This is a genomic window from Marinobacter sp. BW6 (assembly GCF_008107725.1).
Classification (GTDB): domain Bacteria; phylum Pseudomonadota; class Gammaproteobacteria; order Pseudomonadales; family Oleiphilaceae; genus Marinobacter.
In genome coordinates this window covers 79,130-94,016 of sequence record NZ_VIRN01000083.1, presented here as the reverse complement: position 1 = coordinate 94,016, position 14,887 = coordinate 79,130, and the positions used below count along the sequence as shown (strand labels likewise).

Genomic DNA, 14,887 nt, shown 5'->3' with positions numbered 1-14,887 from the left:
CTGATTTTCTGATGGTTACGGATGTTCTCTACATTGTTGGCCTGACCGTCCTTGCCGGCGCCTGCATTCCTCTGGGCGGCCTGGTTGCCAGCTTCGAACGGATCCGCCCCAATTGGCTGGAGCAGGAGTTCCGCCATTTTCTGATCGCGTTAGGTGGGGGGATTCTGCTTGGTGCGGTTTCAGTGGTCCTGATTCCGGAAGGGCAGTCCAGCATGGGCGACTCTCTCTGGGCGATTCCTGCCATTATTGTCGGTGGGCTTCTTTTCTTTGGTATTGAGCGCATTCTTGGCTTGAAGCGGCGCGAGTCTCCGCAGCTGATGGGCGTGATGCTCGACTTTATTCCTGAAGCAACGGCTTTGGGCGGGCTGGCAGTTGTGAGCCCGGAAACGGCTGTGCTCATGGCTGTGTTAATCGCGATGCAGAACTTGCCTGAAGGCTTCAATGCCTATCGGGAGTTGGCCAGATTGCCCGGTTACACCTCCGGGAAAACCCTGGTGTTCATGGCCTGCCTTGTGATTACCGGGCCGCTGGCCGGCTTGCTTGGATATTTTTTCCTGTCCGAGCGCCCTGTAGTATTGGGCGCAATCATGCTGGTCGCTTCAGGCGGTATTCTCTACCTGATTTTTCAGGATATTGCGCCACAATCCAGGCTTGAGAATCACTGGGCGCCGCCGCTGGGTGCAGTGGTTGGGTTCTGCCTGGCGTTGTTCAGCCATGACTTATTGGGCCAGGTCTGATCTGGCCGTTCAGGCAATCTGGCGGGCGTCTTCCTTGCTCAGGATTTTCTCGACATCTTCGGCAGACAGGGTTTCGTTCTTCAGTACGGCTTTTGCCAGTGCTTCAAGCTGGTTACGGTGCCCCGTCAGGAAGTCCAGGGTCGCTTTTTCCAGGGCCAGCAGCTGGGACTGGATTTCCCCATCGATCATCTCCGCCATCTTCTCACTGAATTCCCTTGGCATGCCCATTTCCCGTCCAAGGAAGACATGTTCCTCGCCGATGTTCAGGCCCAGTGGGCCAATCTTTTCGCTCATGCCCCATTGGCCGATCATCTTGCGTATCAGCGCGGTGGCTTCCTTGAGGTCGTTCTGGGCGCCGGTGCTGACTTCGCCATAGATCAGTTTTTCTGAGCAGCGGCCGCCAAGCATCACCTTGATCCGATCCTTCAGGTAGCTCTCGGTGTAGGTGTAGTGATCTTCCTTAGGTGTCTGTTCAGTCACTCCCATAGCCATGCCATGAGGGATGATGGTCAATTTAGTGAGTGGGTCTGCGTTGGGCATGTAGTAGGCCATGATGGCATGACCGCATTCGTGGTACGCAACCGCCTCGCGCTCCTGCGGGTTGAGCTTGGTATCTCGTTCTTCGCCAAGAATGATCCTGTCCCGGGCCAGCTCAAAGCAATGGGCGTTCACTTCGTGCAGGCTTTCGCGGGCTGCGGTGAGGGCTGCCTCATTCACGAGGTTCTTCAGGTCCGCCCCGGAAAAACCGATGGTGCGAGCGGCCAGCTGATCAAGGTCGACATCACTGGCTAATGGCACTTTGCGCACATGAACCGCCAGGATCGCCGCGCGGGCCTCCTTATGTGGGCGATCCAGAGTGATCTTGCGGTCAAAGCGACCAGGGCGGAGTAGGGCGCTGTCGAGAACGTCTGGCCGGTTGGTGGCAGCCAGTACCAGAACATTCTCGTGGGCCTCGAAACCGTCCATTTCGGTGAGAATCTGGTTCAGGGTCTGCTCCCGCTCATCGTGGCCGCCACCCAGGCCTGCGCCCCGTGACCGACCGATTGCGTCCAGTTCGTCGATGAAAATCAACGCTGGCGCTTCTTTCCGGGCTTCCTTGAACATATCTCGAACGCGGGAGGCCCCGACGCCAACGAACATTTCGATAAATTCCGAGGCGCTGATGCTGAAGAAGGGCACTTCGGCCTCTCCAGCGATGGCCCGGGCCAGCAGGGTCTTGCCGGTCCCCGGCGGGCCGACCAGAAGCACGCCCTTGGGCATGACGGCACCCAGTGCCCGGTACTTCTCCGGGGATTTCAGGAAGTCGATGATCTCGGCAATTTCCCGCTTGGCGGATTCAATGCCGGCCACATCGTCCAGGGTAGCTGTGGATGTTTCCCTGCGGGACCTCCGGGCCTTGGACCGGCCGAAATCAAACGGCCCGCCACCCTGAGTCATGCGTTTCTGGGCGGCACCCCAGAACCAGAACATCAGCGCCAGCAGCAGGATCCAGGGCAGGAAGCCGCGGATCATCTCCTGCCACCAGGGCAATCCCGATGGTGTGGCCCGGATGGTGACACTGTGCTCTTCCAGCAGGTTGAGCAGGGACGGATCTTCCATGGGAGGACGGATAGTCTGGAATCCGGGTGTGCTGGTATGGGGAGGGCTGTCTGAGCTGAAATCTGCTGCACCGCTGTCGGTAAACAGGCCGGTGATGGTTTCTTCTTTCAGAGTGACTTCCGCCACCTGTTCGTTCATGACTGCGGTTTTGAATTCGGAGTAGGCCAGGTCCTGAAGCCGGGGCTGTCCGCCGTCCTGAAGCCAAAGCACCATCAGGAAGATGGCAGCGCTGAGCCACAGGAACGCGAACTGGTTCGGGATGGCCGGCTGTTGGTTCTGATCCGGCTTCTGTTGCTGGTTGTCTGGCCCGCTCGGTGCTGTCATTTTGGTCTCCGGTCGCCCTCCATGATCTTCGCCACGAAGACGGATTTTCCATAGGTCTCGAATGACCACTTCATGGTATCCGAGAGCACGCCCATAACCTCATCATAGTCGCCAAAAATCTCCGTGCTCATGCGCCCCGGATACACTTCCAACCCGGTTTGCTCCAGCCGTGCGATGAGGTCTTTTATTGGCTGTTTATATTCCTCTTTCAGGGGATAACAGCTCAGTTGAACAGAAAGATACATAATGCCTCCGGTCAGGTCAGTGACCCTGGTCAATTGCCAACATTAATAGCCCATGGCGGACGATGTGCTTCTGCGCGGGTCCGCGCCGCCATGCAGCACACCAGTTTCATCCACCATGATGCTCTGGATAGCGCCCATGGCTGATCCACCAACCACTTTGTGCCCCCGTTCGTGCAGCAGCTGGATAGTGTCGGGGCTGATGCCCTGTTCGATCCGGATTTCATCCGGCAGCCACTGATGGTGCATACGGGGTGCGCTCACGGCAGTCTGAATGTTCATCCCATGATCAATCACATTGAGGATAACCTGCAAGGTGGTGGTAATAATCCTGGAGCCACCGGGGCTGCCGGTTACCAAAACATTTTTGCCATCCTTCTTCACGATGGTGGGCGACATGGAGCTCAGCATGCGCTTGCCGGGCTCAACCTTGTTGGCTTCACCACCGATCAGGCCGTAGGCGTTGGGTACACCGGGTTTGGCACTGAAGTCGTCCATTTCGTTGTTAAGCAGGAATCCGGCGCCTTCCACCGTAATGCCGGACCCATAACTGAAATTGATGGTGTAGGTGTTGGACACGGCGTTGCCCCATTTATCCACGACGGAAAAATGGGTGGTTTCCGGGCTTTCCCAGGCAGCCGGCTGGCCGGGATTGATGTCGCTGGCCGGTCGCGCCTTCTCCGGGTTAATACCATTGCGAAGTTCGTCTGCGTAACCTTTGCTGGTCAGCCCTTCGAGCGGTACATTCACAAAATCTGTGTCGCCAAGGTATTGCGAGCGGTCGGCGTAGGCCAGCTTCATGGCTTCGGCCATATGGTGGATCGCATCGGCGGAGTTGTGCCCGAAATCGGCCATGGGGAAGCCTTCGAGGATATTCAGGATCTGGACAATGTGGGTGCCGCCGGAAGAGGGTGGCGACATGGAGAAAATATCGTACCCGCGATAGTTGCCGTGAACGGGTGCGCGGACAACGGGCCGATACTCTTTTAGATCCTTTAGCGTGATCAGGCCACCGTGACGGTCCATCTCGCTGGCAATAAGCTCGGCGGTTTTGCCCTCATAAAAGCCTCGTACACCGTTGTCAGCAATTCGCTGCAGCGTAGCCGCCAGTTCTGGCTGGCGAAAATGTTCTCCAGGCTGCCAGGCGCTGCCATCTTCTTTATAAAAGGTGTCGCGCGTGGCAGGCCACCGCTCTAGCCTTTCCCTGGCCTGCTCCAGGCCTTCGGTGAATCGCGGGGGTACGATGAATCCATTGCTCGCAAGTTTTATTGCCGGCGCCAGCGCCTGTTTCAGGGTAATCGTGCCGTGTCGCTCCAGCGCCATAGCGAGGCCTGCAACGGTTCCCGGTACACCAGCGGCCAGGTGGGTGAAGCGGCTGCGGTTTTTAACCACATTGCCGGATTCGTCCTGGAACATGGTTTCCGTCGCGGCGGCAGGCGCTTTTTCCCGATAGTCGATGGCTTCAGGGTCTGTGCCGTCGCCTTTGGAAATCAGCATGAAACCGCCGCCGCCAATGTTTCCGGAGCGGGGCTGGGTAACTGCCAGGGCAAAACCGGCTGTGACCGCGGCATCTATCGCGTTGCCGCCGTTTTTCAGTACCTCCAGCGCGACCTCTGTGGCCAGGGTGTGGCTGGTGGCAACCATGCCCTGGGTCGCCTTAACCGGGTGAAACCGCTCACCCTCGAGAATGGCCTGCCCGAAGGCGGGACCGGTGGCTATGAAAAAGGCAAGGGCAGCTGCAATCGAAAGGCGGCCTGAGCGCCCCCTGGCGAGGTTTTTGGTTGTGCGTTGGTAGAGGCCTCTGTCCATATCTCCATTCCTCGTTTCTGGCGTTCAGATAGGCTATGATAGCCGGTCATTTTCATAGGTGCGTACCGTTAACCTGCCGTTAATGTCGGTGGTGATTCCCCGACGCACCTGCTTTCCCGGATTTCAGTTAAGGAAAGGCTTTCATGGAGCATACCTATCGTCTTGTGATTTCCTGCCCCGACCGGGTGGGAATTGTCGCCAAGGTGAGTAATTTTCTGTCCACATACAATGGCTGGATAACCGAGGCGAGTCACCATTCGGATACCCATACCGGCTGGTTTTTCATGCGGCACGAAATCAAGGCTAACTCGATTCCGTTTGGCCTGGACCAGTTCCGGGCTGCGTTCGAGCCCATTGCCCGTGAATTCAACATGAACTGGCACATTGCCGATTCGGCCCAGCCGAAGAAGGTGATCCTGATGTGCAGCAAGGAATCCCACTGTGTGGCCGATCTGCTGTACCGCTGGCACAGCAAGGAGATCAATGCCGAGATAGTGGCGGTCATCTCTAACCACGACGACCTTCGCAGGATGGTGGAGTGGCACGAGATTCCCTATCACCATGTGCCGGTCAGCAAGGAAAACAAGTCGGACGCCTTCGCCCACATTGATGAGCTGTTCCAGAAATACGAAGCCGATGTGGTTGTGCTGGCCCGTTACATGCAGATTCTGCCCGGAGAGCTTTGTAAAAAGTACGCGGGCAAGGTGATCAACATCCATCACAGCTTCCTGCCGTCCTTTGCCGGTGCCCGCCCTTACCACCAGGCCTACAGCCGGGGTGTAAAGCTGATTGGTGCTACCTGCCACTATGTGACTCAGGACCTCGACGAGGGCCCGATCATCGAGCAGGACGTTATCCGGATCACCCACAGCGATTCCATTGAGGATATGGTTCGCCTGGGCAAGGATGTGGAAAAGAACGTGTTGGCCCGGGGCCTGCGTTCGCACATCGAAGATCGGGTGATTACCTACGAAAACAAGACAGTGGTGTTTGATTAAGGCTGCCTCACAGTTGCCCCGGAAAGGGCGCGACTGTGGTAGACTTGGCGGCTTGTTGAAGAATAACTATGGGGCCCGGAAACGGCCCTGATACGACTTCCAGTAACGCAAAGGAACCTTTCTCGATGGGTGAGTTAGCCAAAGAGATCCTGCCGGTCAATATTGAAGACGAGTTAAAACAGTCCTACCTCGACTACGCCATGAGTGTAATCGTCGGGCGGGCGCTTCCGGATGTGAGGGATGGCCTCAAACCGGTTCACCGCCGTGTTCTGTTCGCCATGTCCGAACTGAACAACGACTGGAACAAGGCCTACAAGAAGTCCGCCCGTGTGGTGGGTGACGTTATCGGTAAATACCACCCGCACGGTGACTCTGCGGTCTACGACACCATCGTACGTATGGCGCAGCCGTTCTCCCTTCGTTATCCGCTGGTCGACGGTCAGGGTAACTTCGGTTCCATTGACGGTGATAACGCGGCTGCCATGCGTTACACCGAGATCCGCATGGAGAAGATTGCCCACTCCCTGTTGGCGGATCTGGACAAGGAAACCGTCGATTTTGTCGATAACTACGACGGCACCGAGCGTATTCCCGAGGTGCTTCCTACCCGGGTTCCGAACCTGCTGGTGAACGGTTCCTCCGGTATTGCCGTGGGCATGGCCACCAATATTCCGCCCCACAACCTGACGGAAGTGGTCAATGGCTGTCTGGCGCTGATTGATAATCCGGATCTCACTGTTGATGAGCTGATGGAATTCATCCCGGGCCCGGATTTCCCGACCGAGGGCATCATCAATGGCCGTGCCGGCATTGTCGAAGCCTACCGTACTGGCCGGGGCCGTATTTATGTCCGTGCCCGCCACGAGATTGAACACGACAAAAAAACCAATCGTGACGCTGTCATCATCACTGAGCTGCCGTATCAGCTCAACAAGGCCCGCCTGATCGAAAAGATCGCCGAGCTGGTGAAAGAGAAGCGCCTCGAAGGTATTACCGAGCTGCGGGACGAATCCAACAAGGAAGGTATCCGAGTGGTGATCGAGCTGCGTCGGGGTGAAAACCCGGACGTTGTGGTCAATAACCTGTTCGCTCACACCCAGCTGCAGACGGTGTTCGGTATCAATATGGTTGCGCTGATTAACGGCGAGCCGAAAACGCTGAATCTGAAGCAGATGCTGGATGCGTTTGTGCGGCACCGCCGAGAGGTGGTTACTCGCCGGACCATCTATGAGCTGCGCAAGGCCCGCGAACGCGGCCATATCCTTGAAGGTCTCACGGTTGCTCTCGCCAACATCGACGAGATGATTGAGCTGATAAAGGCGTCGCCCAGTTCGGTAGAAGCAAAAGAAAAGCTGATGGCCAAGGGCTGGGCTCCGGGTGATGTTCTGGCAATGCTGGAGCGTGCCGGTGAGGACGCCTGTCGTCCAGACGATCTGCCGGAAATCTATGGTCTGCGTGATGGCCTTTATTACCTGTCTCCCGAGCAGACCCAGGCAATTCTGGATATGCGTCTGCACCGCCTGACCGGTCTTGAAACCGAGAAGCTGCAGAACGAGTACAAGGACATCCTCGAAAAAATCGCCGGCCTCCTCGAGATCCTGGCCGATCCTGACCGCCTGATGCAGGTTATCCGTGAAGAACTCGAAGCCGTTGTTTCCGAGTTCGGCGATGAGCGTCGCACCGAGATCACCAGCTCCCAGCGCGATCTGACCATTGCGGATCTGATCGATGAGGAAGACCTCGTCGTCACCATCTCTCACGGTGGTTACGCCAAGACCCAGGCAGTGGAAGACTACCAGGCCCAGCGCCGGGGCGGTCGCGGCAAGGCGGCAACCTCGATGAAGGATGAGGACTTCGTTGAGAAGCTGCTGGTTGCCAACTCCCACGACACGATTCTGTGTTTCTCCAACCGTGGCAAGGTCTACTGGCTGCGGGTATTCGAGATTCCGCGTGCCAGCCGGGCGTCCCGCGGTCGGCCAATGGTGAATATCCTGCCGCTGGATGAGGGAGAGCGTATTACCACCTTCCTGCCGGTTCGTGACTATCCGGAAGACCAGTTCGTACTCATGGCGACCTCTGCCGGTGTGGTCAAGAAAACGCCATTGCCGAACTTCTCACGTCCGCGCAGCAGCGGCCTGATTGCGCTGTCTCTGGATGAGGGCGACACCCTGATCGGTGCGGCCATTACCAAGGGCGATGCCGAAGTGATGCTGTTCTCGACTGCTGGCAAGGCCGTGCGTTTCAACGAAGAGGCCGTTCGTCCGATGAGCCGGACAGCTCGTGGTGTTCGCGGTATCAAGATGCCGGAAGGTCACCATGTGGTGTCCCTGATCATCCCGCAGGAGGATGGGGTTCTTCTGACCGCCTCCGAAAATGGCTACGGCAAGCGGACGGCCATCGATGAGTTCCCGACCTACAGTCGGGGCAGTCAGGGCGTTATTGCCATGCAGTGCTCTGAGCGGAACGGCAACCTGGTAACAGCCCTGCAGCTGTTCGACGGCGATGAAATGATGTTGATCTCTGACAAGGGCACGCTGGTGCGTACCCGGACAGACGAAGTATCGGTTCTGAGTCGTAACACCCAGGGTGTGCGCCTGATCAAGCTGAGTCAGGAAGACGAGCGCCTGGTGGGTGTTGAGCGGATCGCCGAAACCGACGATGAAGAGCTCGACAGCGAAGGCAATCCGATCGTTGTCGACGAAAGCCCGGAAGAAGGTGAGGGTGCCGGCGACGAATAAGCCGGCACTGCCACCACAGACAGAATCAGTAAGACTTGAGAGAAAGCAGCATCATGAGCAGGGCGTATAACTTTTGTGCAGGTCCGGCCACCTTGCCGGAGAGCGTGCTTTGTCAGGCGCGGGATGAAATGCTCGACTGGCGCGGTACCGGCATGTCGGTGATGGAGATGAGCCATCGCAGTGACGAGTTTGTTCAGATTGCCGAAACTGCAGAAAAAGATCTGCGTGAACTGGCCGGCGTGTCTGACGACTACGCCGTTCTGTTTATGCAGGGTGGGGCGTCCAGCCAGTTTTCCACCATTCCTCTGAATCTGCTGGGGGAGAAAAGCTCTGCTGACTACGTGAACACCGGCATCTGGTCCAAGAAGGCCATTGCCGAGGCCAGTCGCTACGGCAATGTGAACGTGGTGGCGAGTTCGGAAGACAGTGGTTTTACCACGATTCCGGACCAGTCTTCCTGGCAGACCAGTGCCGATGCGGCGTACCTGCACTACACGCCCAACGAGACCATCGGTGGTCTGGAGTTCGACTTTGTTCCCGAGAGCCCTGGCACGCCGCTGGTTGCCGATATGTCCTCGTCGATGCTGTCGAGGCCGGTAGATGTCTCCAGGTTTGGCATGATTTACGCTGGCGCGCAGAAGAACATTGGTCCCTCAGGATTGGTGGTGGTCATTATTCGCAAGGATCTCCTGGGCAAGGCCCGAAAAGAGACCCCGACCATGATGAATTATCAGGTCATTGCGGATAACGGTTCCATGTACAACACGCCGGCCACCTATTCCTGGTATCTGGCTGGTCTGGTGTTCAAGTGGCTGAAGGAGCAGGGCGGGGTGAAGGCGATGGGTGAGATCAACCTGCGCAAAGCCCGTAAGCTCTACGATTTCATTGATACCAACGAGTTTTACGCTAACCCGATCGACCCGCGCTTCCGCTCCTGGATGAACGTGCCTTTCACACTGGCGGATGATGCCCTGAATGGCGAATTTCTGAAGGGTGCCAATGCCCGTGGCCTGCTGAACCTCGCCGGCCACCGTTCGGTTGGCGGGATGCGTGCAAGCATCTACAACGCGATGCCGGAAGCAGGTGTCGATGCGCTGATTGATTACATGACCGAATTTGCGAAGGAGCGTGGCTGATCATGAGTGACGAGCAGGTTCGGCTCGGAGAGCTGCGGGACGAGATCGATCAGCTTGATCAGAAGATCATGGAGCTGATCAGTGCCAGGGCCGCCTGTGCCCAGGAAGTGGCCCACGTCAAGATGGCCGCCAATCCGGGGCAGGACGTCTTCTTCTACCGCCCGGAGCGGGAAGCGCAGGTGCTTCGGCGCATCAAGGAACAGAATCCCGGCCCCCTGTCCGGTGAGGAAATGGCCCGTTTGTTCCGAGAGATTATGTCCGCCTGCCTGGCGCTGGAAAAGCCCATGCACATTGCCTTCCTGGGGCCAATTGGCACCTTCACCCAGGCAGCAGCGCTCAAGCATTTTGGTCACTCGGTGGTCAGTGTGCCTTTGCCGGCTATTGATGCGGTGTTCCGGGAGGTGGAATCCGGCGCAGCCCATTACGGCGTGGTGCCGGTCGAAAACTCTACTGAGGGTATGATCAACCACACCCTGGATATGTTCATGTCCTCGCCGCTGAAGATCTGCGGGGAGGTTCAGCTGCGGATTCACCATCACCTGTTGGTGTCTCCGAAGCATGGCGACCAGGAGATCACCCGGATTTATTCCCATCAGCAGTCTTTTGCCCAGTGCCGCCAGTGGCTCGATACCCATCGCTACGGCATCGAGCGGGTTACCGTCTCAAGCAATGCAGAAGCCGCCCGGCGCGCAGCCGAGGAGCCTGGCACGGCGGCCATTGCCGGTGATATGGCCGCCGAGCTCTATGGCCTGCAAAAGCTGGCGAACAGCATTGAGGATCGCCCGGACAATACCACCCGATTCCTGATTATTGGCCGGGAGGAAGTGCCGGCCAGTGGTCACGACAAGTCGTCGATCCTGGTGTCCATGCGGAACAAGCCGGGGGCCCTGTATCAGCTCCTCGAGCCGTTCCATCGTCATGGTCTCAGTCTGACCCGGATTGAAACCCGGCCCTCGCCGAGTGGTACCTGGGCCTATGTGTTCTACATCGATTTCGAGGGGCACATGGAAGACGAACAGGTTCGTAAAGTGCTGGCAGAAGTGGACGACGAAGCGGTTGAACTCAAGCGTCTGGGGTCCTACCCGATTGGCGTTCTGTAAGTATCTGCACCTGCGTTTTGAGCAAAGAGTGTCGAGGACGATTTATGGCTATTGATTACCAGAGCCTGGCGGTTCGCGGCGTACAGGCGCTCTCACCCTACCAGCCGGGCAAGCCGATTGAAGAGCTGGCCCGTGAACTTGGCCTCAATCCGGCAGAGATCATCAAGCTGGCGAGCAACGAAAATCCGCTGGGACCCAGCGAAAAAGCTCTGTCGGCTGCGCGGCAGGCGCTATCCGAGCTTTGTCTGTATCCTGATGGTAACGGATTCAATCTCAAACAGGCGTTGTCGAAGCGTCTGAACGTGGGAATGGATCAGATCACCCTTGGTAACGGCTCCAACGATGTACTGGAAGTGATTACCCGTTGTTTCGCCGATGCAGATTCCGAAGTTGTTTTCTCCCAGTACGCATTCGCCGTCTATCCCCTGGTGACCCAGGCCATCGGCGCCAAGGGTGTGTCTGTACCTGCCCGGGAGTGGGGGCACGATCTGGATGCCATGGCAGAAGCGGTTACCGATCGCACTCGCCTGGTGTTTGTCGCCAACCCGAACAACCCTACGGGTACTGTTCACACGGCGGACGCCATTGAGGCGTTCCTGAAAAAGATTCCCGAGAACGTGCTTGTGGTCCTGGATGAGGCCTACTGCGAATACCTGACCGGTGCTCAATACCCGAATGGTGTCGAGCTGTTGGCCCGCTTCCCGAATCTCATCGTTTGCCGCACGTTTTCCAAAGCCTGGGGGCTGGCGGCTCTGCGGGTGGGGTACAGCATCAGCTCCCCGGCCATTGCAGACATCCTTAACCGAGTGCGTCAGCCGTTCAACGTGGATACCGTTGCCCTGTCTGCGGCCACTGCCGTTCTGGACGATGAGGACTACCTCCAGCGTGCCCGGGATGTGAATACGGCCGGTTTGCGTCAGTTGCAGGAAGCATTCGACCGGATGGGGCTCAGCTACATTCCGTCCGCCGGGAACTTTGTTGCCGTGGAAGTGGGGGAGCAGGCCATGGGCGTGTACCAGTCCCTTCTGGCTCACGGTGTGATTGTCCGGCCCATCGCGGGCTATGGCATGCCTCGACATCTTCGGGTGACTGTCGGCCTTCCGGAAGAAAACGAGCGCTTTATCGAGGCTCTGGCCCAGGCCCTGACCGCGTCGGGGCTCAGCGACTGATATGGCGTCTTCCGAGCCTCTGTTTGAGCGGGTGGCGGTCATCGGTCTGGGGCTGATCGGTGGCTCCCTGGCTTGTGCAATCCGGCGTAACGGGCTGGCGGGCACCGTTGTTGGCGCTGATCAGCGCACCGAGGAACTGCAACTCGGCATAGAGTTGGGTGTGATCGATCAGGCGGCGTCGACGGTGTCTGACGCTGTTCGTGGTGCGGACCTGGTTGTGCTTGCCGTTCCGGTAAGGGCAACCCGCGCGGTTCTTGAAGAGATTCGCCCGGCCTTGGAGCCGGACGCGATACTCACCGACGTCGGTAGCACCAAATCCAGTTTCGTAACCGATGTTGAGGCCGTATTCGGCGGCTTGTCGCCCCGGGTTATTCCCGGCCATCCCATTGCCGGTTCCGAGAAAAGTGGCATTCGGGCGGCCAATCCCGAGCTGTTCGCCAACCACAAGGTCATTCTTACGCCGCCGGACGACGTCAGTCAGCCACACCTTGCCCGTCTGAGAGAGTTGTGGGAGGGCTGCGGTGCCACGGTTCTGACCATGTCGGTGGCGTATCACGATGAGGTGCTGGCAGCTACCAGCCACTTGCCGCACCTGATTGCTTTCTCTCTAGTGGATACCCTCGCGGGTGAAGATGAGAACATGGATATCTTCCGCTATGCCGCCGGCGGCTTCAGGGACTTCACCCGGATTGCGGCCAGTGATCCGGTGATGTGGCACGATATCTTTCTGTCGAACCGCGATGCGGTTCTGCGTGTGATAGACCACTTCACCCACGATCTGGAACAACTGCGCACTGCCATCGCCAATCAGGACAGTGCCACATTGTTGCGGGTTTTCAGTCGCGCCAAAGCGGCGCGTGAACATTTTTCGAAGATGCTTTCAGGACAGGCTTACGTGACAAACAACAGTGAAAAGCAGGTAACGTTCCGTCTTCAGCCCGGTGGCGCGATTACCGGTGATATCCGGGTGCCCGGCGACAAATCGATGTCGCACCGTTCCATTATGCTGGGTGCGCTGGCTGACGGCGTGACCGAGGTTAAAGGGTTTCTGGAGGGTGAGGACAGTCTGGCCACGCTTCAGGCGTTCCGGGATATGGGTGTCACCATCGAGGGGCCGGACGACGGTTTTGTGCGCATCCGCGGCGTTGGGATGAACGGGCTGCAGGCGCCAAGAGGTCCTTTGTATCTGGGTAACTCCGGAACGGCCATGCGGTTGTTTGCGGGATTGCTGGCGGCCCAGCCCTTTGATTCTGAGCTGACCGGCGATGCGAGCCTGTCCGGTCGCCCGATGGGGCGGGTTGCCGACCCATTGAGAGCTATGGGTGCTGTGATTGACACCGCAGAAGGTGGTCGTCCACCACTGAAAATCCGGGGCGGCCAGAAGTTGTCGGGTATTCATTACGAAATGCCGGTTGCCAGTGCCCAGGTGAAGTCTTGCCTCCTGCTGGCTGGCCTTTACGCCGAAGGCAGTACATCGGTGACCGAGCCGGCTCCCACCCGCGATCATACCGAGCGGATGCTGGCGGGCTTTGGCTACCACGTCCACCGGGATGGCGCGACAGCCAGTGTCAGCGGTGGCGGCAGACTGACGGCGACCAACATTGATGTGCCTGCCGATATTTCCTCGTCCGCCTTTTTCCTGGTCGCGGCCAGTATCGCCCCGGAATCCGATCTGGTGCTGCGGCATGTCGGTATGAACCCGACCCGGGTCGGGGTGATCAACATCCTGAACCAGATGGGCGCCAGCATAGAAGTTCTGGACGAGCGTGAAATCGGTGGCGAGCCGGTTGCTGACCTGCGGGTCCGCTCGGCGGAGCTGCAGGGTATCGATATTCCTGAAGATCAGGTACCTCTGGCCATCGACGAATTCCCGGTGCTGTTCGTTGCTGCAGCCTGCGCCAACGGCCGAACGGTTCTTAGGGGTGCAGAAGAGCTTCGGGTCAAGGAGAGTGACCGTATCCAGGTAATGGCAGACGGCCTGGCCGCTCTGGGTGTGGAAAGCACCGTAACGCCCGACGGCATCATTATTGATGGCGGTCAGACCATTGGCGGCGGTACCGTGAACAGTCATGGCGACCACCGGATTGCCATGTCGTTCGCAGTGGCATCACTGCGCGCCAAGGGAGAGATCACGGTTACCGATTGCGCCAATGTGGCCACGTCTTTCCCGGGATTTGTGGAACTTGCGCAAGGTACGGGAATCAATATCTCAGCCGAGGGGGCTGAATAATGGCAACGATCAGTGCGCCGGTGATCACCGTAGACGGTCCCGGAGGGGCCGGCAAAGGCACGATTACCCAGATGTTGGCCCGAAAGTTGGGTTGGCACCTGCTTGATAGCGGCGCTTTGTACCGGCTGACGGCGCTGGCCGCGGTTTATCAGGGTGTCTCCCTGGACGATGAGGCTGGTCTGGTAAAAGTCGCTGCCGGACTGGATGTGGCGTTCGAGCCCACGCCGGCAGGCGAGCCGGTGAAAGTCATTCTGGCCGGACAGGATGTGACCGCAGATATACGTACAGAATCGGCAGGCGACAACGCTTCAAAGGTGGCTGTGATGCAGCCGGTTCGGGATGCCCTGTTGCAGCGCCAGCGCGACTTTCGGCAGGCGCCGGGCCTGGTAGCCGATGGCCGTGATATGGGAACGGTGGTGTTTCCGGATGCGCCGGTAAAAATCTTCCTGACGGCAAGCGCCGAGGAGAGGGCTCAGCGGCGCTATAGCCAGTTGAAGGACGCAGGTGTCGATGTTAATATTGACGCCCTTTTAGAGGAGATACGGGTTCGTGATGAACGGGATATGAACCGTTCCGCAGCCCCTCTCAAACCCGCAGATGATGCGCAAGTCATTGATTCTACGGGGTTGAGTATTGAAGAGGTGTTGGGCAGGTGTATGGCCGCAGTAGGTCAGGCCTGACTACACCTTTTTGTCGTTGAAATGCCGGATGTAGCGCTATCTGCCAGCCACAGGCTTAATCCGGAACTTGTTAACAGACCGTGTTGCTGGTGGCACGGAGTACACTTGCGTTGATCATATAGGAC

11 protein-coding genes are annotated in these 14,887 nt (G+C 58.1%); 8 read left to right on the top strand and 3 right to left on the bottom strand.

Translation table 11 applies throughout. The annotated features are described in order from the left end of the window. Positions 1–11: 11 nt before the first annotated feature. Positions 12–737, top strand: coding sequence for a divalent cation transporter (locus FMN52_RS18990; RefSeq protein WP_148610180.1), 726 nt, complete (start codon positions 12–14; stop codon positions 735–737). A 9-nt stretch (positions 738–746) separates the two neighbouring features. Here the strand turns inward: FMN52_RS18990 and ftsH are convergent, their stop codons facing one another. Genes ftsH through ggt form a run of 3 tightly spaced genes read right to left on the bottom strand, consistent with a single transcriptional unit; the run spans position 747 to position 4,711 of the window. Then, complete coding sequence (gene ftsH / locus FMN52_RS18985) at positions 747–2,660, bottom strand: ATP-dependent zinc metalloprotease FtsH (protein ID WP_148610179.1); 1,914 nt, start codon at positions 2,658–2,660, stop codon at positions 747–749. Then, positions 2,657–2,905 carry a thiamine-binding protein gene (locus tag FMN52_RS18980; RefSeq protein ID WP_014576785.1) on the bottom strand — a complete coding sequence of 83 codons (249 nt, stop codon included), beginning with the start codon at positions 2,903–2,905 and terminating at the stop codon, positions 2,657–2,659. The genes ftsH and FMN52_RS18980 overlap by 4 nt, the downstream gene beginning before the upstream one ends. A gap of 42 nt (positions 2,906–2,947) precedes the next feature. Beyond that, positions 2,948–4,711, bottom strand: a complete 1,764-nt coding sequence (ggt, locus tag FMN52_RS18975; RefSeq protein ID WP_148610178.1) for a gamma-glutamyltransferase — start codon at positions 4,709–4,711, stop codon at positions 2,948–2,950. 143 nt (positions 4,712–4,854) lie between these two features. Here ggt and purU point away from each other — a divergent pair, with 143 nt between their 5' ends. From purU to cmk, 7 genes are all read left to right on the top strand, one after another. Then, positions 4,855–5,709, top strand: coding sequence for a formyltetrahydrofolate deformylase (gene purU, locus FMN52_RS18970; protein WP_148610177.1), 855 nt, complete (start codon positions 4,855–4,857; stop codon positions 5,707–5,709). 125 nt (positions 5,710–5,834) lie between these two features. Continuing rightward, the gene (gene gyrA / locus FMN52_RS18965; RefSeq protein ID WP_148610176.1) at positions 5,835–8,447 is read left to right on the top strand and encodes a DNA gyrase subunit A; all 2,613 of its coding nucleotides are present in this window, start codon (positions 5,835–5,837) and stop codon (positions 8,445–8,447) included. 53 nt (positions 8,448–8,500) lie between these two features. Further along, on the top strand, positions 8,501–9,583 hold the full coding sequence (gene serC / locus FMN52_RS18960; protein ID WP_148610175.1) for a 3-phosphoserine/phosphohydroxythreonine transaminase: 1,083 nt from the start codon (positions 8,501–8,503) through the stop codon (positions 9,581–9,583). A 2-nt stretch (positions 9,584–9,585) separates the two neighbouring features. Beyond that, the gene (pheA, locus tag FMN52_RS18955; protein ID WP_148610174.1) at positions 9,586–10,683 is read left to right on the top strand and encodes a prephenate dehydratase; all 1,098 of its coding nucleotides are present in this window, start codon (positions 9,586–9,588) and stop codon (positions 10,681–10,683) included. Between the two features lie 44 nt (positions 10,684–10,727). Continuing rightward, positions 10,728–11,852: a histidinol-phosphate transaminase gene (hisC, locus tag FMN52_RS18950; RefSeq protein WP_148610173.1), complete on the top strand. Its 1,125-nt coding sequence runs from the start codon at positions 10,728–10,730 to the stop codon at positions 11,850–11,852. A 1-nt stretch (position 11,853) separates the two neighbouring features. Beyond that, the gene (locus tag FMN52_RS18945; RefSeq protein ID WP_148610172.1) at positions 11,854–14,082 is read left to right on the top strand and encodes a bifunctional prephenate dehydrogenase/3-phosphoshikimate 1-carboxyvinyltransferase; all 2,229 of its coding nucleotides are present in this window, start codon (positions 11,854–11,856) and stop codon (positions 14,080–14,082) included. Then, the gene (gene cmk / locus FMN52_RS18940; RefSeq protein WP_148610171.1) at positions 14,082–14,762 is read left to right on the top strand and encodes a (d)CMP kinase; all 681 of its coding nucleotides are present in this window, start codon (positions 14,082–14,084) and stop codon (positions 14,760–14,762) included. Before FMN52_RS18945 ends, cmk begins: the two co-directional genes overlap by 1 nt. Positions 14,763–14,887: the final 125 nt, after the last annotated feature.